The organism is Microcoleus sp. POL10_C6 (assembly GCF_036701585.1).
Taxonomy (GTDB): domain Bacteria; phylum Cyanobacteriota; class Cyanobacteriia; order Cyanobacteriales; family Microcoleaceae; genus Microcoleus.
Map to the genome: position 1 here is coordinate 1 of NZ_JAUBRB010000080.1, position 21378 is coordinate 21378.

Annotated in this window: 19 protein-coding genes and 1 pseudogene; 12 read left to right on the forward strand and 8 right to left on the reverse strand. The window is 45.2% G+C overall.

Annotation, left to right across the window (positions count from 1 at the left end; translation table 11 throughout):
- Positions 1-52 precede the first annotated feature (52 nt).
- Positions 53-418 (forward strand): PPC domain-containing protein, encoded by a 366-nt coding sequence (locus QUA34_RS27460; protein ID WP_333390342.1) that lies wholly within the window; start codon positions 53-55, stop codon positions 416-418.
- Between the two features lie 18 nt (positions 419-436).
- Here QUA34_RS27460 and QUA34_RS27465 read toward each other — a convergent pair whose 3' ends face one another.
- Together QUA34_RS27465 and QUA34_RS27470 are read right to left on the reverse strand one after the other, a co-directional pair.
- Positions 437-661, reverse strand: a complete 225-nt coding sequence (locus QUA34_RS27465; protein WP_333390344.1) for a YgiT-type zinc finger protein — start codon at positions 659-661, stop codon at positions 437-439.
- Entirely contained in the window at positions 651-950 is a 300-nt protein-coding gene (locus tag QUA34_RS27470) for a DUF4258 domain-containing protein (RefSeq protein WP_333331895.1), read from the reverse strand. Before QUA34_RS27470 ends, QUA34_RS27465 begins: the two co-directional genes overlap by 11 nt.
- 130 nt (positions 951-1080) lie before the next feature.
- Here QUA34_RS27470 and QUA34_RS27475 point away from each other — a divergent pair, with 130 nt between their 5' ends.
- Positions 1081-2238, forward strand: a complete 1158-nt coding sequence (locus tag QUA34_RS27475) for a tetratricopeptide repeat protein (protein ID WP_333331892.1) — start codon at positions 1081-1083, stop codon at positions 2236-2238.
- Positions 2239-2342: 104 nt separating this feature from the next.
- On the opposite strand, the gene QUA34_RS27480 is transcribed toward QUA34_RS27475, so the two are convergent.
- Positions 2343-2795: a hypothetical protein gene (locus QUA34_RS27480; protein WP_333390347.1), complete on the reverse strand. Its 453-nt coding sequence runs from the start codon at positions 2793-2795 to the stop codon at positions 2343-2345.
- 318 nt (positions 2796-3113) lie between these two features.
- Between QUA34_RS27480 and QUA34_RS27485 the strand changes: the two genes are divergently transcribed.
- The 3 genes and pseudogenes from QUA34_RS27485 to QUA34_RS27495 all read left to right on the forward strand — a co-directional run bounded on the left by QUA34_RS27485 (position 3114) and on the right by QUA34_RS27495 (position 5607).
- Positions 3114-3731, forward strand: coding sequence for an alpha/beta fold hydrolase (locus tag QUA34_RS27485; RefSeq protein WP_333390350.1), 618 nt, complete (start codon positions 3114-3116; stop codon positions 3729-3731).
- A gap of 2 nt (positions 3732-3733) precedes the next feature.
- On the forward strand, positions 3734-4345 hold the full coding sequence (locus QUA34_RS27490) for an alpha/beta fold hydrolase (protein ID WP_333390353.1): 612 nt from the start codon (positions 3734-3736) through the stop codon (positions 4343-4345).
- Positions 4346-4464: 119 nt separating this feature from the next.
- Positions 4465-5607 (forward strand): annotated as a pseudogene (locus tag QUA34_RS27495) (IS4 family transposase).
- Between the two features lie 143 nt (positions 5608-5750).
- On the opposite strand, the gene QUA34_RS27500 reads toward QUA34_RS27495, so the two are convergent.
- Positions 5751-6182: a VOC family protein gene (locus QUA34_RS27500; RefSeq protein ID WP_333390355.1), complete on the reverse strand. Its 432-nt coding sequence runs from the start codon at positions 6180-6182 to the stop codon at positions 5751-5753.
- Positions 6183-6193: 11 nt separating this feature from the next.
- On the opposite strand from QUA34_RS27500, the gene QUA34_RS27505 reads away from it, so the two are divergent.
- Positions 6194-7006 (forward strand): TIGR00297 family protein, encoded by an 813-nt coding sequence (locus QUA34_RS27505; protein ID WP_333390357.1) that lies wholly within the window; start codon positions 6194-6196, stop codon positions 7004-7006.
- Positions 7007-7181: 175 nt separating this feature from the next.
- Here QUA34_RS27505 and hetR read toward each other — a convergent pair whose 3' ends face one another.
- The 4 genes from hetR to QUA34_RS27525 all read right to left on the reverse strand — a co-directional run bounded on the left by hetR (position 7182) and on the right by QUA34_RS27525 (position 11909).
- Positions 7182-8087: a heterocyst differentiation master regulator HetR gene (gene hetR, locus QUA34_RS27510; protein WP_333034952.1), complete on the reverse strand. Its 906-nt coding sequence runs from the start codon at positions 8085-8087 to the stop codon at positions 7182-7184.
- An 853-nt stretch (positions 8088-8940) separates the two neighbouring features.
- Positions 8941-9168 (reverse strand): hypothetical protein, encoded by a 228-nt coding sequence (locus QUA34_RS27515; RefSeq protein WP_333390359.1) that lies wholly within the window; start codon positions 9166-9168, stop codon positions 8941-8943.
- Between the two features lie 612 nt (positions 9169-9780).
- Positions 9781-10008, reverse strand: a complete 228-nt coding sequence (gene patX / locus QUA34_RS27520; RefSeq protein ID WP_190663642.1) for a heterocyst-inhibiting protein PatX — start codon at positions 10006-10008, stop codon at positions 9781-9783.
- 98 nt (positions 10009-10106) lie between these two features.
- Positions 10107-11909, reverse strand: coding sequence for an FAD-dependent oxidoreductase (locus QUA34_RS27525; protein WP_333390361.1), 1803 nt, complete (start codon positions 11907-11909; stop codon positions 10107-10109).
- A gap of 340 nt (positions 11910-12249) precedes the next feature.
- On the opposite strand from QUA34_RS27525, the gene cysC reads away from it, so the two are divergent.
- The 6 genes from cysC to QUA34_RS27555 all read left to right on the forward strand — a co-directional run bounded on the left by cysC (position 12250) and on the right by QUA34_RS27555 (position 21003).
- Positions 12250-12774, forward strand: coding sequence for an adenylyl-sulfate kinase (cysC, locus tag QUA34_RS27530; RefSeq protein WP_333085628.1), 525 nt, complete (start codon positions 12250-12252; stop codon positions 12772-12774).
- Between the two features lie 37 nt (positions 12775-12811).
- On the forward strand, positions 12812-14398 hold the full coding sequence (locus tag QUA34_RS27535) for an SLBB domain-containing protein (RefSeq protein WP_333390364.1): 1587 nt from the start codon (positions 12812-12814) through the stop codon (positions 14396-14398).
- A 142-nt stretch (positions 14399-14540) separates the two neighbouring features.
- Positions 14541-16865: a polysaccharide biosynthesis tyrosine autokinase gene (locus QUA34_RS27540; protein ID WP_333331862.1), complete on the forward strand. Its 2325-nt coding sequence runs from the start codon at positions 14541-14543 to the stop codon at positions 16863-16865.
- Between the two features lie 424 nt (positions 16866-17289).
- Positions 17290-18657: an NAD-dependent succinate-semialdehyde dehydrogenase gene (locus QUA34_RS27545; protein WP_333390367.1), complete on the forward strand. Its 1368-nt coding sequence runs from the start codon at positions 17290-17292 to the stop codon at positions 18655-18657.
- 144 nt (positions 18658-18801) lie between these two features.
- A complete protein-coding gene (locus QUA34_RS27550) occupies positions 18802-20439 on the forward strand; it encodes an acetolactate synthase large subunit (protein ID WP_333331856.1) in 1638 nt (545 codons plus the stop codon).
- A gap of 177 nt (positions 20440-20616) precedes the next feature.
- Positions 20617-21003 (forward strand): IS630 transposase-related protein, encoded by a 387-nt coding sequence (locus tag QUA34_RS27555; RefSeq protein ID WP_333331854.1) that lies wholly within the window; start codon positions 20617-20619, stop codon positions 21001-21003.
- Positions 21004-21378: the final 375 nt, after the last annotated feature.

Here is a 21378-nt window from a genome sequence, read left to right on the forward strand (position 1 = left end):
AATTTTTAAACTACGACTCATAAACGCACCATAAAAGCTATCTCTCTATTATATGCAACTTCACATAAAATTGGTATTAGAATTGAGCAATGTCGATCGCCCAAAACTCACCTCCCTTTCCCTCCTACAGCAGCGGGGAACCCTCACAGACGGCGAATCCCGCGAACACACATTTCAAGGACGGGCAGGTCAATCTATTACGATCGACCTCAAAAGCAGAGCATTCGACCACAACATAACACTATTCGACACCAGCGGCAAAAATATTGCCGAAAAAACAGGCAACTCCCAGAATCGCCGAGAGTCTCAACTCACTGTAAAATTGCCTAGTAACGGCACTTATAAAATAGTTGTTAAAGGAGGCGATCGTACAAGCAAAGGTTCCTACACCTTAAGCATTAATTCCAACCACTTATAACTAAATCTAAACCAACCGCTAGGCAAACTCAAACACAGGTGTTTCAACTACCCTAATAGGCTTTCTATCTTCCCAAATCATTTTCTGTAACTGTTCCACAGTTTCCGGCGAAAAAAAACGCTCTCCCGTTTCCAAACACACTCTAGCAGGAACATTTTCAATAATAATAAACTTACCATTGATTTCAAGGGTATAATTTACTTTTTGTTCCACCATTGTTTCTTTCCAGATGTCATTGTTCATTTTGATTTATCCTTAACTTAAAATCAATCCAAATTTTCGGATCTGGTTCGTATAAAGTAATGATTTTTACCAAAGGACGAGATGGATAACTGCACTGAACGTGCAAAGGTCTATTGGCAAGGGTGAAGCCGAAAATCAAACAGCTTGGGCCATATTTGTCATCGGGATACTCTTCAATAACTTCACCAGCCATTATTGCTTCCCGGAGTTCTTGTACCCTGATACGGCGAACTATGCTTTGGTTTACTGCGTGTTGTGAAAGCTCAAAATCATTTTTGACTTTTGACACGTATTTTTTCAATGATTGTCATAGTTTCATATCATATCTATAAGTTAACATAACAGCGAAAGTTGTTAACCAGTGGCGAAACCACGCAAACATCAGCCAAGATAGAAACAACGCCATTCCCGCAATCGCCATGACAGACATCAACCAAATAACCGCGGCCCTAGAGGGTAAAGACTACAAACAAGCTGCCCAACTCATCAAACAACTACAAAAAGAATCCCCCGAAAATCCGTGGGTACAATACTATATGGCCCGCTACTACGAACTCACCAACAATCTCGAAAAAGCCCAAACAACCTACAAACAAATACTCCGCGACATCACCAACGCCAAAATCGTCTCCCAGACCCGCCAAGCTATTCAACGGATTGAAACCACACAACAAAAACTCCGCCAACAAGCCATAGAAACCGCCAAAAACGACCCCAGCAACCTCGAACCGGGACTCCTCATCCTCGAACCCGTGAGTCCCGAAAACAAACCCGCCGCCATTCAAAATATCAGCAGAATCTTTAAAATCGACGCCTACACAACCCGGATGCAAATCCAAAGCCGCGGCTGGAGACTCTACAAAACTGGCCCCATCGCCGAACTCCGAATTTACGGCCAAGAACTCCTCAACGCCGGCATTCCCGTATTTTGGGCAACCCTAAGCGATATTCAAAAAATCCAAATCTTCCGAGTGCAACACTTCCAGTCTCTCTCTTCCCCAGCCGTTGTTTGTAAAGATAAACTCGATCGACTCGGTGCGATCGAATTTAGCTGGTCAGAAGTTACCCAAAGAGTAGAAGGCTTGTTGCCGATGTTCATCGAAGTCATGGACTACTCCCCCAACCGAAGAAAGGAGCAATTTCGCCACAGAGAAATCAGGCAAGATTACGCTCAAATCTGTGACTTACACATTCCCAGCAGAAACTGCATTCTGCGAATTTGCGACCAAAGTTACGAATTTCAACAAGGAGTTGACTTCACCAAAGCTTCGGCTGATCTCCCCACTTCACCGAACCCGAAAAACAAAATATCCAGAGTCAAAAACTCTCAACAAATTCCTCAAAGTACCACCCGAATTAACTGGAATCACTTACTGGAAATATTCGATCGCCAGCTTGACGTTACAGTTTGGTCAGAATTTACGCCCTTTGCCGAGACAGTGCTCGATTACACTAATATGTTGAGCAAAATCGAATCTCATATAGAAGTCGAGCGCAAATCCGAAACTCCTTGGGACTCAGCTTTTCAGCTATACAGCGGATTAGCTTTCCTCAGAAACCAAGAAAATAGGGAATAGAACAAATAGTTAAACTTAAAAATGAGGAATCCCATTTTTAATTTGTTAACGTCAGCATTGGGAATCATCCAATGCCCAATTCCCTATTATCAATTCCCAATTTCCTACTTCGTTTTCACCTGACGGGCCATTTCCCGGAAATTGTTCATGCTAGGGCCAGGGGTTCGACGGCTTCCATTTGGTGTCGGCATTAAATTATTAGGAGCAAAAGTCCCATTCGGTTCAGCTTGACTCGGCACTTTTCCGTTAGTTGCTGCCGCTGCCGGTACCTTCGCGGGTGCTGCATTATTAGCAGGAACGCTAGCGACTGGTTCCTTTTCTTTCTGAGACTTTTTCTCTACCTTAGCCTTTTTAGCAGGTTCAGACTTCTCAGACTTAACAGGCTCAGCTTTTGCCGGTGCGATCGCAACAGGCTCAGCCTTCGCAGGCGCAACTTTTGCTGGTTCCTTCGCTCCCGACTCGCCCAAATCTAGGAAATATTCAGACTTTTTCAAGCCCAACAGTCTGGCAAAAAAGCCGAAAATACCGCCGAAGAAATTTTTGATAAAACCAAACATTAGACTTACTCCTTTTGTTCTTTTAGAGAAATTTGTACAAGCTTGTCAACAAAGTTAGATTACGAGCTATGGCAACCTTTGTCTACATTTATTCATCAAAATTTACATTTGGCTATATTTAAGCTAGCTCATCAAAGCAAATTTTAGGTATAAATACTCGCACTGCTTTGCACTTATTTACAAACTATCTCAGAATTTGTTAGGGATTCCCACTAATGGTCGATCGTACCTCGATCCGATTCCCTAGCTGTCCTAGTAGGGGTAAAACTCCCTAGGGGAGTGATTTATGCTGTAATTAGCAAGCAATTTTCTTTTCAAATGAACAGTTCGCTCGATCGCAATCCCGTCATCCTGATACACGGCATCTGGGACACAAAGATGATTTTCAACACAATGTCCGCCCGCCTCACCGAACTTGGATGGTCAGTCCACAGCCTCAACCTCACCCCCAACGACGGTAGCCTCGGCCTCGACTTACTGGCCAAGCAACTCGCAGACTACATCTCTGAAACCTTCGACCCAGAACAATCTTTAGACATAGTAGGCTACAGCATGGGCGGCATCGTCAGCCGCTACTACGTCCAGCGACTCGGAGGAATCAACCGCGTACAGCGTTTCATCACCCTCTCTTCCCCCCACCACGGCACCCTCACCGCCTATTCCCTACGCCTACCAGGATACCTGGATATGCGCCCCGATAGTGGCTTGCTGCGCGATTTGAATCAAGATGTGACAATGCTCAAACGCATAAACTTTACATCAATGTGGACGCCATTTGACATAATGATTGTACCGGCGAACAGCTCCCAAATGCCAGTAGGTAAAGAAGTTAAAGTCAACGTTTTGCTGCACCGCCAAATGGTGACAGAACCCCTAAGTATTAACGCATTAGTTGAAGAACTCAAAGCACCTATAGAAAATAAAATTCCCACTTAAAAATGAATAGCAATTTCAGCCGCAACCCAGTCTTGCTAATTCACGGAATCTTCCGAAAATCGGGAATTTTTCACAAAATGTCTGCCTACCTGACCCAACTGGGATGGTCAGTCTACACCCTCAATCTTTCGCCCCATTGGGGCAACGCCAGCATAGACGAATTAGCCCAACAAATAGCAGATTATATAGACAAAACCTTTGCGCCCGAACAGCATCTAGATATAGTAGGATTGAGCATGGGCGGTTTAGCAACTCGCTACTACCTGCAAAGGTTAGGTGGCATTAACCGAGTGCAGCGCTTTATTGCCATATCTTCTCCTCACAGCGGTACTTGGATGGCTTACACTCTCTGGGGAAAAGGCTGCATCCAAATGCGTCCTGGCAGTGCTTTTCTGGAAGATTTAAATCGAGATTCTGCTTTGTTGGAAAAGCTCAATTTTACTTCGATTTGGACAGATTGGGATTTCATCATTGTACCTGCTTCTAGTTCCCAAATATCTGCTGCCAAAGAAGTAAAATTGTCTGTTTTCGCCCATGCCATGATGGCGAGGCATTCCAGTAGTTTAAAAGCGGTCGCTGAAGCACTGTCAGAACCATTGAAAGTTCATGATTAACCGTTTGGTCTGGGGGGGTAACAACCAGCCTGAAACCCAGAGGTGGTGAGGATTGAGGCAATGTGTGCTAAAAAAAGATAGGCAGCATAATTGTTATACGCTTGCCTATCCAAAAAATAATGATACCAACATTTTACCAGACTCATTTAAAAAAACAACTGACGAAAGCTCAGTTTCTTGTAATGACAATTTTGCTATCTGTGATGCAATCAGAAAAACAAGTGAGATTAGAAAGACTGGCACGGGTATTTCCTTATCCAATTACAACAGAAAGTAGGCGTAGAAAAATACAAAGATTTCTGGATTTACCAAACTTAACTATCTCATTAATTTGGTTCCCCTTGATTACTTATTGGTTGACCACTTATTGCCCCATTGGTACTCGTTTATCAATCGCAATTGACCGCAGTCAATGGGGGCGCATTAATCTTTTTATGGTTAGCCTAATCTGGGAAAAAAGAGCAATTCCATTATACTGGTCATTATTGCCAAAATTAGGAAACAGTAACTTGGAGGAGCAAACAGCAAATTTACAGCAAATTTTACCATTGTTTTCAGAATATAAAGTCATCGTTTTAGGGGATCGTGAATTTTGTTCTGTTGATTGAGGAAATTGGCTTAAATCAAAGGGTGTGTCGTTTTGCTTAAGACTTAAAAAGAATCATTGTATCGAAATAGAACATTTAATTTGGCAACGGTTAGATGAATTAGGGATAGTACCAGGAACCTCTTTGTATGTTCAAGGAAAAAGAGTGAGAAAAAGTCGGCCTGCCACCGGATTTGAGCTTGCTTGTAAATGGAAAAGAAATTATGGGAAATATCAAGTTAAAGAAGCTTGGTTTATTCTCACGGATTTAGGTTCATTGCCAGCAGCAATCAATGCTTATAAGCAGCGGATGGGCATTGAAGAAATGTTTCGAGACTGTAAAAAAGGAGGCTACGATCTTGAAGGAACTAGCCTCGAAGGAAACAGACTTATTAATATGATTCTCCTGATGACGCTTGCCTACAGTTCGGCAATATTTCAAGGCACTGAATTGAGAAAAAAGCAGGTACAAAAATATGTATATCGTCGCAAAGAACCCAAGAAAAAATATCGTAGACGGAGTACATTTGGTGTTGGCGTAGATGCCGAAAAGTGGGTTCATTATCTCGAACAATATTCTTTCGATGTGGAACAGTTAATGAAGTTAAGTCCTTCTAAACGCCGCTTTTATCAACAAGGTATGCGGGCTGCAACCCTTATACAGTCTATCTCGTAGACCTCTTTGTCACCCCCCCAGCCGTTTGGTTCATTCTTGTATAATGTCAAATTTGGTATGGGTTCACCTACAATAATTGCCTAAAACCAACAATCTGGTAAACCCGCCCCCAGCAACAAGGCAAATCGCTACCGGACTAGATATTAAACAGCATCCCCAACTTCAGCGTATTCGCTGCGACCAAAAATTGCTTCAGCTTCACAATAATACTTGAACTCAAGTATATTGTGGAAAGGGTCTTCTAAGAAGAAAGTGCGGTGTTCTGTAGGCAAACCGACAAATCGCCGTCTCGGTTCTTGATAGAAATTTAACTTGTTTTGCTGGGCTTTTTCTAGCAACCCTTCCCAGTCAGCTTCGGAAGTAAAAATTAACCCAAAATGCCGGGGATAGATGCCTCGCTGAGGCGTTAAAGGTTCGCGGCTGACGTGGGCGACAATTTGATGGCCGCACAAACCCATAATCGCAGAATTCGGCGATTCGCGACCTAGTTCGCAGCCGAGCCCGTCTACATAGAACGCTTTGGTTTGGGCGATATCGGTCACGGGGAAGGCAAGATGAAATAAGACTTGGTTCATGGAGATAGTAAATGCAGAATTCGGAATTGTTCTTTAATTATTTATCTTGGTCTAATCCTTGGTTGGTGGCGATCGCCCTAAATACAGTTTTACTCGCGATCGCCACCATTGCTCCTAAAAAATTGCTCACTCCCGCTGGCCAATTTCACGGCTGGGTATTGGGCGTGCTCATTTGGGGCTGTTTGGGATGGCAAGGCTATGCTGTGGTGATGTTTTACTTTCTTGTCGGATCGGGAGTTACCCGCATCGGCAAAGCCCAAAAAGAAGCAGAAGGCATAGCCGAAAAGCGTTCAGGCGCCAGAGGTCCCGAAAATGTCTGGGGTTCGGCTTTAACCGCTACTATGAGCGCTGTGGGAGTTTTGGCATTATCTATTTTAGAAGAGACAGGCAAGATGTCTGTGCCACAAGATGCTATTTCCCTGTTATTGCTGGGTTACGCAGCGAGTTTTTGCACCAAACTTTCCGATACCAGCGCCAGCGAAATCGGCAAAGCTTACGGCAAGCGGACTTTTTTGATTACCAGCTTGCAGCCTGTACCTAGGGGTACTGAAGGGGCCGTAAGTTTGGAAGGAACGATCGCAGGTATTGTCGGCTCAATTTTGATTGCGCTTTTAAGTTGGGCCGTCGGTTTAATAGACTTGACAGGAATTGTTTTTTGTGTTATTGCAGCTTTTATTGCCACGAACATCGAGAGTGTGATTGGCGCGACGGTGCAATCAAAGTTTGAGTGGCTGACGAACGAGGTGGTAAATTTTTTCAATACACTCATAGGAGCGATCGCAGCGATTATTTTAGCGGCGACCTGGAGAGCTTTTTTAGCTTAGTTAATCCTGGACACATTCGCGACCCAAGAAACCGGCTTTGTTACTATAATTCTAGGTCTTAACGCAGTATTTTTCCAGAGAAACCCGGTTTCTGCCTCGCGAGCTATTAGCTATTAATCATTAGTCATTAGTCTCAACCAATCAACTCATGACTAATGATTAATAGTTAATCAAACTAAGCGTCGTCTTGTGGCCCAAAAACCATTTGTAAAATCATCGTCGGTTCGCCCCGCTTGTGATAGCGATCGGCCCAATTGCGAATAATTTCATCTAATTCTTCAAGGGCTTGGTCGAGCCGTTCTGGCGGAATATCCAAAGTCTCCATAATTCGCATCACCTTCGGTTGTTTTTCCGCCCAATCCTTCATCAGCCGGAAATATCTAGCCGTATCCTCAACCATAGTAAATGTCCGCTCTTCCTGCTCTGCGGGAGAGTAAGTAGCGCGGGTGAGGGCATAAAACGGCATTCCCCAAGGAGAATCAATGCGAGTTACTGTCCCAGAATAGATCAAGCGCCGCTTAATGTGTTCTGCTAGAGCTTCGCTCAAAGGCATTCGCCTTTCTGGAGACATATCTTCTTGCGATCGCCTGTGCAGAAACTCGATCAACTCCATAAACTGAAAAGAATTGATCAGTTGAGCGTCTGGCGGATTCGGAGGAATCTTGCCTTCGAGATATTTTTTTTCATCTACAGTCAAATTGTTTCCCGGAATGCGAGGGCGTCCCGGCATCCAACCATACTGTTCCAGCCAGACATAAGGAAACTGAATCAAATATCTAGGTTCTTGGGAACCCAACATTTTCAGCAATTTTCCCTGAGTCAGAGCTTCCCGGACTTCCTCAACAATCACCTTCACCCGTTTAGGCTCAATGTGATGCAAGTGTCCGGTCATCCGCAGGTTGTTATCCTGCTCCATATAAGTCATATAAATGGCACACTTAGCCGCCGTTGCGGCAGCGTCTAGAAACGCCCCGTGCCTGTGCCCACTGGTTCTCATGGCGCTAAACGCCAGATATAGCATGATCTGATCCATTGCACTAGGGCTGAGGCTTTTGACCAGATCCAAAGAGTCATTTTTCATCACTATCCCCGAAATAGCCAAATTTGGAGGCATTTTGTCATCCTCCATTAAATTATTGCGAGAGCGCCGAATCAAGCATAGCCGACTGTCGCCGGAAAGCTTGCCAGCTACCCTAATATTCAGGTTAGTTAATTTCCCTGAGGTAACAGGGGCATGGGCTTAAAGGCTATCCACACCGCATAAGTGGTTCTTATTGGTGGCTAATTTAAGTAGATTGCTGCACCCTCTGCGCTGACAGTTTACCTATATATAAGTTAGTTATCGCAAGTTAATTATAGTGCAGCGATTGAAAATTAAACCCTACCTGTGGGGGGGAGAAGGTAAATAACTGTTGCGATGCCAGGAATTTGAGGCGACTCCGAGCCCCTAATTCTTGAATAGTCATGGATGCCGAAACCCGGTTTGATCAACTAAAATAAGGCTGTTGCATAATTGCGGGAAGATTTTGATGGTTTTGTGGGATGGGATCTCGTAGCCCGTCCGCTGTATTTTCACAGCAGGCAGGACACCCCACAAAAATCCTCGTCAAATTGTGCAACGCCAAAATAAGGCGTGGAAGGCGAGGGATATTGGTTGAAAAACCCAGATGATCCGAGGCCTGTGGTTAGTGCTTGTTTAATTGAAGCGTTTTCAATACAAAACCGCCACATACTAAAATCTATCTCTAGGTAGATGGCGGTTTCCCGTTTATATGCTAGCATTTCTTACACTAAAAAGAATCTCCTAAGAACTGTCCACAAAAAGTGCCGTTGTCGCTTAACCTGAAAAACTAGAATCCCAGAAAATCCGATCGAGTGATCTAATGAACGGCCCGAAGCAACTCAGTTGTAGTCATCACTTGCGTCCAGTGGCATTAGAAATCTTGTAGCGGATGAGTGTAAACAGTAGGCTCAGTAAAATTCCTGCGTATGCGGTCCCTCTTAGGAGCGCGATCGCGGTTTTGTTGAGTTTGGGCTGACAACATATATTGGGCGGTGGCAGTTTCGACAATGGGGAGTGGAGATTCAAAAGCTTGAGTGGCGCTGGCACTCAAGGTAATGCCCAACAGGCTCAGTAAAGCAATTGCAGTGTAGGTTTTCATGGGTAGTATTCGTCGTGTCAGTATCTATTTAGAGATACGACATTACCCAGGCTGATCAGGATTAATTTCCCTGAAATTATCAAACTATAGAATCAGGAATCAGGAATCAGAAGGAAGAAGAAGAAAAAGAAGGACAAAGGAAGAAGGAATCAGGCTTTAGTTAAGCTATCGCGCATTTAAATAGTCTCCTAAAATCTTTGTATAAAAAGCGGAAAATTATCTTTCCCTCTCCCTTTCTCACCATCTCCCCCTCCCGAAGCAACAGACACTTTAGATGCGTAGCATCTGATCTATGAGAGCTGTCAGAAGTCGAGGTAAAATGGAATAAATAAAATCTCTGGCTTCAGTAATAAAAAAATTCCTAATTGCACTACCCAGAAGGTTGCAATAATATACAAAACCGCCAAATACGAGATTCAATCTCTCGATAGATGGCGGTTTAAGGTTTATATGCTATCATCACTCACATAAAAGAAGAGCCTAATGACTGTAAACAAGAAATGCAGTTGCCTTGGAAACCTGAAAAACTAGCATCCCAGGAAATCAGATTGAGCGCTCGACACGGGCGGCAGAAACTAACTCAATAACGGAAATAGCTTTCGTCCAATGTCATTAAAATGCTTGTAGTTGATGAGTGTAAAGATTAGGCTCAATGAACTCTCGGCGTCCGCTGCCTCTTTCTGGAGAACGATCGCCCCTTTGTTCGGTTTGGGCGGATAAAATGTATGAAGCGGTGGCAACTTCGAGCAGTCCGACTAGGGATTCAAAGGCTCGAACGACAGTGGCGCTCAAAGTAACGCCCAAAAGACTGTGTAAAGCAATTGGTGTGTAAGTTTGCATGGGGTTAGTATCCGTGTCAGTGTCTATTAACTGATACGGGATCTCCCCGATCGATCAGGATAAATTTCTGTGAATTTTTCGGATCTCTGCAAAAAACCTTACCCCTTCAATTCTACTGAGCCCGCCAGCAGCCAAGCACCTGCCGAATTCAGCCTGCCCCATACTGTCAGAGGCTTTTCGGTTTCACAATTCTGTAAAAATCTGTCGGTTTCCGAGTCCAAAGTCACGAGTTGCCAAGTTTGACCGGCTAAGGATGCAGGGCTTGTCAGCGTTAGTGTCCAGTCTTGTTCGCCGAGGCGACGGAAAATGCCAGAAAATTGGCTTTGGGTATTTGCTGTTTGACTGCTTTGTTTCTCTACTGACTCCTGACATTCGCCGCTGGCGGGATATGCTTGGGGTCGATCGAGATAATAGCGTTGCCAATCCAGCCAGTCCGATCGATCCCGTGTCAAATTAAATAAAGGAATAACTGCCGCACTCGCCTCGGAATCTTGCAGCAAAGCTTCCTGCAAAACTCTCACCGGCAACTCCCGCGGCTGACATCCAGATTCGGCGCATAAAGCCGCCGCCATCCCCGACGCCTGTCCAATATTCATTACCGTCGGTTGCAAGCGAGTTGCACCGTTGGCGATGTGAGAGACGGAAATATTTTTTTCGCAGACTAGCAAACCGTCTGTACTCGCAGGAATTAGCGCGCTGTAAGGAATGGTAAACGGAGTTCCCGTCCAGCGGCCGCCCCAGCGGATCGATTTGGGCTGCAACGGAATGTCGCCACTGGTGTAGTGGTGATCATTGGCATAGTTGCCGATCACAATTGTTTCACAAATACCCTCAGAATTTATCGGCAACTTCGCGACTCTGCCACCGACAATAGGCAAAATATCTTTTTCTGTGACTGTACTTATCCCTCGCAAGCGCCGACTTTCTCGGTAGTAAGGATGTAAGGCAAAAGAAGAAAGAAGGGAAGATTTTTTTTGATGTTCGATCGTTGAAATGGGGAAAATATTCTGTGCTAAGCCGTACCGGCGGCCAAGTTGCGTTTGAATGAAGCGGGCGAAACTTTGAGTGTGCCACAGACTTTCTTGCAGGAATTCTTGTCGAGATGCTTCAGATGCAATTAGTCGATCGACCCCTTCACCATAATCATTACCTCGAATCGGCCAATTAATCATCAACAATCCCCCCGGAAGCCTGCCGTAATTGAGAAATTGTTCGGGAGTGTAACCGTCCCAAGCACCGATAAATCGATCGGGATTTTCAACTGGCGGCGCGGGAATTTCTGGCCCGGCCGCACCTTTACCAAAATCCTGCATAATTGCCACCCAAGTCGGAGCTTGCACCGAATACCTCTCGGTGAGATCATTAGAGGCTGTCGGCGCGCTGGGTTCTCCCCACTCGGCTTGGAATTCCCAACCCCAGCGGTGCCTAACTTGCGCTAAAGCCAGCAAATCTCCCAATTCCGTTGCATCTAAAGTGATTTTGGCCGAAACCGTAAAATCTGCAAACTGAACACCAGAAATGCGATCTCCTTCATACAGCACATCGTCAGCTTTTTGTCCCGAAATCCAGTGCAAGTTCGGCAAACATTTAACCCAATCAGCGAAAATTTGAGCACCGATGCGGGGATCGTAAGTAAAAAAACTTACCCAGCCCCAATCCAAACCTCCCGGCTGTCGCTGCTGCAGTTCCCGGAGAAACGCGCCCCACAAACCGGTTTGAAAAGCGGCTAATTCATTACCATCGGGGGCAGCAACGCCTGCGGAAGTCAGCATTCCTCCCAGCCAGGGGAATTCGCTTACTAAAATAGTTTTGGCCCCTCGGCGGGCTGCTTGCACGGCTGCGGCAGTGCCGCCAGTGCCGCCACCGACTACCAAAACATCTGCTTTTAAGGTTGGGGACATGGGGAATAGGATTTTAGATTTTAGATTTTAGATTGCAAGAGGCTCATTCATCATGTAAGGTGCGACCACAAGCACCCAGAGGATAGATGTTCGGCGTTGGCGATCGCGAATTAAATTTTACTGTCTAAAGACTTGACAAATAATAAATCGGGAATTATGCAGCGCTCACACAATTTTGTTACTAAATGACCGCAGGAGCGATCGCAAATTTTGATTTCTCACTTTTGGCCCGCCAATATTGGCAATATGACACCGCGAATAACGATAATAGAAAAAAGGGAACAGCATCTATAAAGTTTTACGTCTTCATAATTTCCCAGTTACTAATTAACGGCTGAAAATGGAAAAAGGTTTTATTTTGTGGTTCACCGGGCTGAGCGGTTCCGGCAAGACAACTATCACCAAAGCTCTCGAACCCGAATTGAAGGCAAGAGGTTGCAAAGTTGAAATATTGGATGGAGATGTCGTTCGCACCAACTTGTCAAAAGGTTTGGGATTTAGCCAAGAAGACCGAGATACTAATATTCGGCGGATTGGATTTGTAGCTCACCTGCTGAGCCGCAATGGAGTAGCGGCAATGACAGCAGCTATTAGCCCATACAGAGCAATTCGCGATGAAATTAGAGCAATGGAACCCAATTTTGTGGAAGTATATGTCACAGCGCCGTTAGAAGTGTGCGAAGGTCGCGATGTCAAGGGGCTATACGCTAAGGCCAGAGCAGGAGAAATTAAGGGTTTTACGGGAATTGACGATCCTTATGAAGAACCGCTGAATCCTGAGATTATTTGTTACACAGAGCGAGAAAGTGTGGAAGAGAGTGTTAAAAAAGTTCTGAGCAAGTTAGAAGAGTTGGGTTACATTTGATGGTGGCGGGGTAGGAAGCGGATAGGGGCAAAAGGCGATGGCGAGCAAAAACTATTCAAAATTCAATACTGTCAAAGGTTTCACGGTCAAATTTTTAACAGTGTCAGTGTTCGCGGCGGTGGGTTCATCTCCTGCGGCGGCCCAGTTTATGCCTCCTCCTCCTCCTCCTGATGCGGGTTCTCCTGTTCCTGTACCGGTACCGGCAGTGCCGGGATTGCCGGGATTGCCGGCAAGTGAACCTTCAAGTGTACGATCGGAAGTTTACACTTTAGGCGCGGGCGATCGTATTCAAATGGACATCTTCAACGTCCCGGAATACAGCGGCCCCAACGGTCAACACCAAGTACAGGCGGACGGTTCCCTAAATTTGCCGTTAATTGGCAGCGTTTCGGTGTACGGGATGACCTTAGAACAAGCTTCTAATGCTGTTAAAGACAAATACGGCAAATACCTTAAACGTCCTTGGATTACCCTCAAACTGCTGGCGCCGCGTCCTTTGCAAATTGCGATCGCGGGCGAAATCAACCGCCCCGGAGCCTATACAATATCCTCAGCAGCAGGCCCCGGAGGCACAGCAGAGCAAATGGGAACTCAAATGCCAACGATATCGCGGGCTCTGCGAATGGCCGGCGGAATTACCCAGTCAGCAGACGTGCGGCAAATCAAAATTCGCCGCCCCCAGCGCAACGCACCGGAACAAATTATTAGTGTGGATTTGTGGGAATTATTGCAAAACGGCGATTTGCGGGCCGATATGACTTTGCGCGACGGCGATACTATATTTATTCCCACTGTAACTAGCCTCAACCGCCAAGAAGCACCGACTTTAGCAGTAGCTAACATTACCGGACAAAGCACTCAACCAATTAATATTGCTGTGGTGGGCGAAGTAACTCGCCCCGGTACTTATACTTTGGCAAAAGAGGCTCAAAGTAGGGTACAAGAGAATGAAATGGGTGAAAATTCTGGTTTGTTTGCTGCCAGCGAAACCAACGGCGGCGAAAATGTTTTGCAGCAAACTGTAACGAGGGCAATTAAAATGGCGGGCGGCATTACGCCTGTAGCTGATATCAGACAAATACAAGTTCGCCGCCTGACACGGGCGGGTACAGAACAAATTATTAATGTGAATTTGTGGCAACTTTTGGAAGGGGGAGATGTATCCCAAGATTTAGCGCTACAACAGGGAGATACGGTAATCGTTACCAAAGCCGAAAACCTCGATGAAACCCAAGACGAACAAGTTGCTAATTCTAATTTTTCACCGGATACTATTAAGGTGAACATTGTGGGAGAAGTCGTGAAACCGGGAGCGATTGCGGCGCTGCCCAACACTACTTTAAATCAAGCGCTGGTAGCAGCGGGAGGTTTTAATAAAGCGCGGGCAGAAATGGATTCAGTGAATTTAATTCGCCTCAATCCTAACGGCACCGTTTCGCAGCTAACTGTTAAGGTTGATTTTTCTGCAACGGCCAATGAAGCAACTAATCCCAAACTGCAAAATAATGATGTAATTATGGTAAGGCGATCGGGCCGCGCTACGTTCTCTGATAATGTAGGCGGAACTCTCGCTCCTCTCAGCCCGCTGTTAGGAATATTTCGGTTATTCGATATTTTTCGGTGATTTGAAGAGACTAGCATTAAGACCTCAGAAATCCGCTTTATAAAAAAATTGCGGTTTGGTAATGAAATATCGAGGAATCAACCGATTTCCTGAAAATCCGCCACCAATACAGACGTTTAAACTAATAAGTTGTAGAAATCCAATGAAACCAGGGAAACAATCTCAAGTAGCACTGTTTAATCATAAAAAAACCGCTGATCTGCAAAAAATGTCTTCTGGGCTTTATGAAGAAGATCAATTTTTAGGCAGAAACAAAACCGAGGCAGAAGAGTTAAGTTTTTGGGAAGTTTGCCGCAGTCGCTCAATCTTAGTCATCGGTGTAGCAGCTGCAGTGACTACCGGAGTTTTCGCCTGGACACTGAATCAAAAAAGCGAGTACGAAGGGCGCTTTCAATTATTAGTAGAGCCAGCGGTTACGCAAAATACTTTAGCCAAAATCTACTCCGGTGAGCTGAAACTGCAACCAGCGGCCCCGGCGACGCAAGAAAAGGGCGGTTTTGACTACGAATCCCAAATTCAAGTTTTGCAAAGTCCGCAAGTAATGTCGCCGATTATTAAACAGTTGCAGGCTAAGTATCCCGAAATAAATTACAACTACCTCTTGAACCAAAAAGCAGATAATTTGCCGTTTTCTCAGGAAACTAGGTTGTCAATTAATCGCTTCAAAAATACCAAGATTATCGAAGTTAGATATCGGGATTATGACCCGAAAAAAATTCAGTTTGTTTTGGAAAAAGTTGCGCTAGGCTACCGCAACTACAGCGTGCAAGATACCACCACTCAAATTAGTCAGACTCTGGATTTTGTGAAATCGCAAATTCCCAACCAGCGAAAGCGCCAACAAGCTCTGCAAACAGAAATTCAAAAATTGCGGCAGCAGTACAATTTCATCGATCCGCAAATTCAAACCCAACAGCTTTCGCAGCAAATCAGCCAACTTCAAGCGCAAAGATTGGACGCGCAAACGCAGTTAAACCAGCAGAGATTGCTCTATTCTAATCTACAAAATCAGCTTGGACTGAACCAGCAGCAAGCGCTGATGGCGTCGGCTCTCAGTCAAGCTCCCCGCTATCAAGGGATGCTGACTCAATTGCAACAATTAGAAGGGCAAATTGCGATTAACTCGGCTACGTTTACAGACGAAACCCCGCAAATGCAATTGTTGCGAGAACAGCGCAAGAACCTGATTCCTTTGTTGCAGAAAGAAGCCCAACAAGTTCTGGGAACTGATTTGGCTAAGGTAAATTCACAAGTGCTGGCTTTTCAAGATCCGGTGCGGATTAAGTTAATCGAGCAGTTTATCGGTACTGCTAATTTAATTCAGGTGCTGGGCGTGCGGAATCAAGTTTTGGAACAAGCTGCTAAGCAGTTGAATCAATACTCTCAAAAATTCCCGGTGATTTTGCGGCGCTATTCCGATTTGCAGCGCGAGTTGGATTTAACTAACAATACGCTGAATGGTTTGCTGGCAAAACAGCAAGCTTTGCAGCTTGAATCTGTGGGCAAAAAAGAGGTGGCTTGGGAAGTTATTGCTAAGCCGGAAATTCCGCGTTACAAAAATGGCGACTTGAGGGCTGTTGCTCCGATTATGCCTTTGAATTTGGCTTTGGGGGGATTGGCTGGTTTGCTGTTCGGTATGCTGGCGGCGCAGTTGGCGGAACGATTTAAAAATAAAACGGTGTTCCAAACTCCAGAGGATGTCAAACAGTCGATTCGCCTGCCTTTGTTGGGGGTAATTCCTGCTAGCGATAAAATTTTGAGACTTCCTCCTGCTGAGACAAGCCCGGTGGATGTGGCAATTTCGCCGATGCCGACGGATGCTTTTCAAGAAGCTTTTCGATCGCTCAATGCGAATATTCGCTTACTAAACGTTGAAACTCCGATCAATTCTTGCGTAATTACTTCTTGTCAAGTAGGTGACGGCAAGTCTACGGTAGCAGTAAATCTGGCGCGGGCGGCGGCTGCAATGGGCCAGCAAGTGCTGTTGGTGGATGGGGATTTACGGCGCCCGCAGGTACACGAAATGCTGGGTTTACCGAATTGGCAAGGCTTGCACAATGTGATTGCTGATGATGTAGATGTGCAAAAGGTGATTTTGCGATCGCCCCGCGATGAAAATTTGTTTGTGTTAACTTCCGGCCCGGTTCCTCTCGATCCCACAAAGGTGCTTTCTTCCCGCAAAATGCAGCATTTAATGGCAGCTTTGTCAAGTCATTTTGACTTAGTTATTTACGATACTGCGCCACTTTTAGGTTTGGCGGATGCGAATTTGTTGGCGGCTCACACTAACGGATTGATGCTGGTAGTAGGGCTGCATCAAACTCAGCGGGAGGCCCTGGTGTTGGCTTTCGAAGATTTAAAAATGGCGGGGATTCCGCTGTTGGGAATGGTGGCGAACAACGATAAAGGCAGCAGGTATTACTATCAGTCTTACGTGCAGGATTACGTCCAGGAACAGTCTGTTTGAGGGAGAGGAATTGAGAAATGTTTAGTGGAACAGGCCGTCGGGCTTGTTCTTGAGAATGCAAGGCGGGCGGGACACCCGATCAGATATTTAATCCATCTTGCACCATTAATTGTGAATCAAGCTGTCTGGGGCGGGCGTCCCGCCCCAGAAGAACATTTAATTTTTATGGAACAGGCCGGCGTCGCCTGTTCTTGAGATTTGTGCGTGATTTCAGAAAGACAAATTTTCTTAAGATTTGCGATCGAGACTCTGAACTATAATTAAAAGTAGGAGAAATTTAAAGAAATCGCGGCAGTTGCAACTTGGCAACATCTGAAAGAAAACGTGGCTGGTAAATTCCTATTTTGTAATACCTTGATACAACTCCCTGCCTCGGCTCAAAACTAGCAGGGAGTTTTGTGTTTTTCACACAGGAGATGAAACAATGGCTATTGCTACTATCAACCCGGCAACGGGAGAAACGCTGAAAACTTTCGAGCCGATCGCGGATGAGGTAATAGAAGCTAGGCTGGAATTAGCACAGCAAGCTTTTAAAAAATACCGCCAACTACCGTTTGAGCAGAGAGCCCTGTGGATGCAGAAAGCTGCAGACATCTTGGAGCGCGATCGCGAAATTTACGCTGAAATGATGACCCTGGAAATGGGCAAAACGCTCAAATCTGCGATCGGCGAAGTGGAAAAATGCGCCTTAGTTTGCCGCTATTACGCCAAAAATGCCGCTCAATTTATGGCAGACGTACCGGCAACCACTGACGCTAGCAGCAGCTTTGTCCGCTACCAACCGCTGGGCGCTATTTTAGCCGTTATGCCGTGGAATTTCCCATTTTGGCAAGTTTTTCGGTTTGCGGCGCCGGCGCTGATGGCGGGCAATGTTGGCTTGCTCAAACACGCTTCCAACGTGCCGCAGTGCGCTTTGAAAATCGAAGAAATTTTTACGCTTGCTGGCTTTCCCGAAGGAGTTTTTCAAACTTTGTTAGTCGGCGCCGACAAAGTAGCCGATATCGTTGCGGACGATCGTATCAAAGCAGCAACCCTCACTGGTAGCGAACCAGCGGGTGAAAGTTTGGCAGCAAATGCGGGCAAAAATTTGAAAAAAGTAGTCCTGGAATTGGGAGGAAGTGACCCATTTATTGTGATGTCCAGCGCCGATTTAGCAGCAGCTTTATCAACTGCTGTGACATCCCGGATGCTCAATAACGGTCAATCTTGCATCGCCGCCAAACGCTTTATTTTAGCAGAAGAGATTGCCGACGAATTTATCACAGGATTTGTCGAAAAATTCGAGCAATTAAAAGTCGGCGATCCGATGTTGCCCGAAACCGATATCGGCCCTTTAGCTACTCCGGCAATCCTCAAAGACTTGGACAATCAAGTGCAAACTTGCATCCAATCGGGAGCAAAACTTCTGACAGGTGGTCGCCCATTGTCAGAGAATGCCGGCAATTTCTACTTGCCAACTATTGTGGCAGATATTCCCCCGGATGCTGCGGCGCGTCAAGAAGAATTTTTCGGGCCCGTAGCTTTAGTATTCAGGGTTGCAGGCATCGATGAGGCGATCGAACTGGCAAATAGCACATCTTTTGGCTTGGGTGCGTCAGCTTGGACTACAGTAAACTCAGAGAGCGATCGCTTTATTTCCGAACTAGAAGCCGGCGCGGTATTCATCAACGGTTTAGTAAAATCCGACCCCAGATTGCCCTTTGGCGGCATCAAACGCTCCGGTTACGGACGCGAATTGAGCATCCAAGGAATGCACGAATTTGTTAACATAAAAACAGTGTGGGTGAAATAAGCTCCCACTCTATCAACCGATCGCACAAATCTACATAAGTCTGCGTTTATCTGCGTTTACCTGCGGTTAAAAATTCCCATTTAGTATTTTGGCGATCGGTTGAAAAAGACCAAAAAAAACCATTAACCGAGGAGAGAAACGGAAATGAACACAGCTCAACTATTGGTAAAATGTTTAGAAAATGAAGGCGTCGAATACGTCTTCGGACTTCCTGGAGAAGAAAATTTAGAAATTTTAGAAGCCCTGAGAAACTCTTCAATTAAATTTATTACTACTCGCCACGAACAAGGCGCGGCTTTCATGGCCGACGTTTACGGTCGTCTCACCGGCAAAGCCGGCGTTTGCTTGTCCACCTTGGGCCCAGGCGCAACTAACTTAATGACAGGAGTTGCTGACGCCAACTTAGACGGCGCTCCTTTAATAGCAATTACCGGACAAGTCGGCACAGACAGGATGCACATAGAATCGCACCAATACTTAGATTTGGTTGCGATGTTTGCGCCAGTTACTAAGTGGAATGCTCAAATTGTTCGCCCCAGCACGACGGCAGAAATTGTCCGCAAAGCCTTTAAAGTAGCTCAAAGTGAAAAGCCGGGAGCAGTTCACATTGACTTACCTGAAAACATCGCAGCAATGCCTGCTGAAGGACAGCCGCTCGCCAAGGACAACCGCGAAAAAACTTTTGGCGCTTACCAAAGCTTGAATAAAGCCGCTGTGGCAATTTCTAAGGCAAAAAGTCCTCTGCTTTTAGTAGGAAACGGCGCGATCCGCGCTAACGCCAGCGATGCTTTGACACAATTTGCTACTCGATTGAATATTCCTGTAGCTAATACTTTCATGGGCAAAGGTGTAATTCCTTACACTCATCCTTTGGCACTGTGGACGACGGGATTGCAAAAACGGGATTATATTAGCTGTGCTTTTGAAGAAACGGATTTAGTGATTGCTGTTGGCTACGATTTGATTGAATATTCCCCGAAGAAGTGGAATCCAGAAGGAAAAATTCCGATTATTCACATTGGATCTCTGCCAGCAGAAATTGACAGCAGTTATATTCCTATTATAGAAGTTGTGGGAGATATTTCTGATTCCCTCAATGAAATTTTGCAGCGTGCCGATCGCATGGAGAAAGTAGACCCTTTTGCTAAGCAATTGCGGGCTGATATTCGCGCTGGCTACGAACAATATGCAGCCGACGACGGTTTCCCGATTAAGCCACAAAAACTCATTTACGATTTGCGGCAAGTCCTGGGCCCGGAAGATATTCTTATCTCTGATGTGGGAGCTCACAAAATGTGGATCGCGCGGCACTATCATTGCGATCGCCCGAATACCTGTTTGATTTCCAACGGATTTGCGGCGATGGGAATTGCGATTCCCGGTGCGGTGGCTGCAAAACTCGTTTATCCCGATCGCAAAGTAATAGCAGCCACCGGCGACGGCGGTTTTATGATGAACTGCCAAGAGTTAGAAACTGCTTTGCGAGTCGGTACTAATTTTGTGACGCTGATCTTTAATGACGGCGGTTACGGGTTAATTGAATGGAAGCAGCAAGATTATTTTGGTCATTCCGATTTCGTCAAATTTGGCAATCCCGACTTTGTGAAATTTGCGGAAAGTATGGGTTTAAAAGGCTATCGAGTGGAATCTGCAACCGATTTTATTCCGATTCTGAAAGAAGCCCTGGCTCAAGATGTCCCTTGCGTGATTGATTGTCCGGTAGACTATCGGGAAAATGCGCGTTTCAGTCAATTATCTGGGGATATGAGTTGCAATTTGTAAGAGTAGCTAGAGTCCCGGCTTCTTTAAGAAGTCGGGGTTCTAATAATGGATATTCTTGGAGATAGAGTTTTGTAGCTTGTTTGGTTCTTCCTTACTTACTATGCTAAATCAATAGTTGAATTACAGCACTTCCGGATGTTATGAGGTACAATAAAATCAACTAAAAATAATACACCAATGAAAGCATATTCAGTAGATTTGCGAACAAAAATAGTAGCAGCTCATCAAGATCAGAAGCTGTCGATCAGAAAAACAGCAGCGATATTTTCCGTCAGTAAAAGCTCTTTTCAAAAACTGGTCAAGCAACAAAAAATAGAGGGGAATTTACAGCCGAAACCCAGGGGAAAACCGAGATACAGTCATTTGAATAATTCCACAGCTTCTTTGAGGGAAATAGTGGCAGCACATCCCGATGCAACCTTACTAGAATTGTGTGAGTTATTTGCCCAAAAGACGGGAAATTGGGTGGGTAGAACAGCCATGTGTAACGCCTTACAGAAGTTGGGATTAAATCGTAAAAAAAAACAGTCAGGAGTAGCCAAGCAGGCACAGAAAGAGTCATGAAGTTAAGGTTAGAGTATTGGGAAAAAGTCAAGCATATCAACCCAGAAAATCTAGTATTTTTAGATGAGACTGGAGTATTACGCTTGTTTAAGCAGAAGTCATGCACGTTCCCAACTAGGGACTAGAGCCTATGCGGTCAAACCTTTTTATCGAGGCCAAAAAGTCACAGTAATTGGGGCTCTTCTGGGTTTGCGGTGGAAACTGTATAATTAAGGAACTTTATGCTAGAGGCTAAGCTCATGGATTTCCATCTTGACGGATTACTCAATTTGCCAGACATTACGATTGAAAGATGTATTAAAAATGATAGAAAAACAATTTTAAAAGTGGGTTTTTTGATGGATTATGCTACTTGTCCTCACTGTCAAAAGTCCA

What these genes read in the sequence shown, in the direction of transcription:
- QUA34_RS27480 (WP_333390347.1), bottom strand. Translation starts at nt 2,795, where the DNA reads ATGTTTGGTTTTATCAAAAATTTCTTCGGCGGTATTTTCGGCTTTTTT.
- QUA34_RS27540 (WP_333331862.1), top strand. Translation starts at nt 14,541, where the DNA reads ATGAAACCAGGGAAACAATCTCAAGTAGCACTGTTTAATCATAAAAAA.
- QUA34_RS27525 (WP_333390361.1), bottom strand. Translation starts at nt 11,909, where the DNA reads ATGTCCCCAACCTTAAAAGCAGATGTTTTGGTAGTCGGTGGCGGCACT.
- QUA34_RS27505 (WP_333390357.1), top strand. Translation starts at nt 6,194, where the DNA reads ATGCAGAATTCGGAATTGTTCTTTAATTATTTATCTTGGTCTAATCCT.
- QUA34_RS27515 (WP_333390359.1), bottom strand. Translation starts at nt 9,168, where the DNA reads ATGAAAACCTACACTGCAATTGCTTTACTGAGCCTGTTGGGCATTACC.
- QUA34_RS27545 (WP_333390367.1), top strand. Translation starts at nt 17,290, where the DNA reads ATGGCTATTGCTACTATCAACCCGGCAACGGGAGAAACGCTGAAAACT.
- QUA34_RS27555 (WP_333331854.1), top strand. Translation starts at nt 20,617, where the DNA reads ATGAAAGCATATTCAGTAGATTTGCGAACAAAAATAGTAGCAGCTCAT.
- QUA34_RS27535 (WP_333390364.1), top strand. Translation starts at nt 12,812, where the DNA reads ATGGCGAGCAAAAACTATTCAAAATTCAATACTGTCAAAGGTTTCACG.
- cysC (WP_333085628.1), top strand. Translation starts at nt 12,250, where the DNA reads ATGGAAAAAGGTTTTATTTTGTGGTTCACCGGGCTGAGCGGTTCCGGC.
- hetR (WP_333034952.1), bottom strand. Translation starts at nt 8,087, where the DNA reads ATGAAAAATGACTCTTTGGATCTGGTCAAAAGCCTCAGCCCTAGTGCA.
- QUA34_RS27485 (WP_333390350.1), top strand. Translation starts at nt 3,114, where the DNA reads ATGAACAGTTCGCTCGATCGCAATCCCGTCATCCTGATACACGGCATC.
- QUA34_RS27460 (WP_333390342.1), top strand. Translation starts at nt 53, where the DNA reads ATGCAACTTCACATAAAATTGGTATTAGAATTGAGCAATGTCGATCGC.
- QUA34_RS27465 (WP_333390344.1), bottom strand. Translation starts at nt 661, where the DNA reads ATGAACAATGACATCTGGAAAGAAACAATGGTGGAACAAAAAGTAAAT.
- QUA34_RS27490 (WP_333390353.1), top strand. Translation starts at nt 3,734, where the DNA reads ATGAATAGCAATTTCAGCCGCAACCCAGTCTTGCTAATTCACGGAATC.
- QUA34_RS27475 (WP_333331892.1), top strand. Translation starts at nt 1,081, where the DNA reads ATGACAGACATCAACCAAATAACCGCGGCCCTAGAGGGTAAAGACTAC.
- QUA34_RS27550 (WP_333331856.1), top strand. Translation starts at nt 18,802, where the DNA reads ATGAACACAGCTCAACTATTGGTAAAATGTTTAGAAAATGAAGGCGTC.
- patX (WP_190663642.1), bottom strand. Translation starts at nt 10,008, where the DNA reads ATGCAAACTTACACACCAATTGCTTTACACAGTCTTTTGGGCGTTACT.
- QUA34_RS27500 (WP_333390355.1), bottom strand. Translation starts at nt 6,182, where the DNA reads ATGAACCAAGTCTTATTTCATCTTGCCTTCCCCGTGACCGATATCGCC.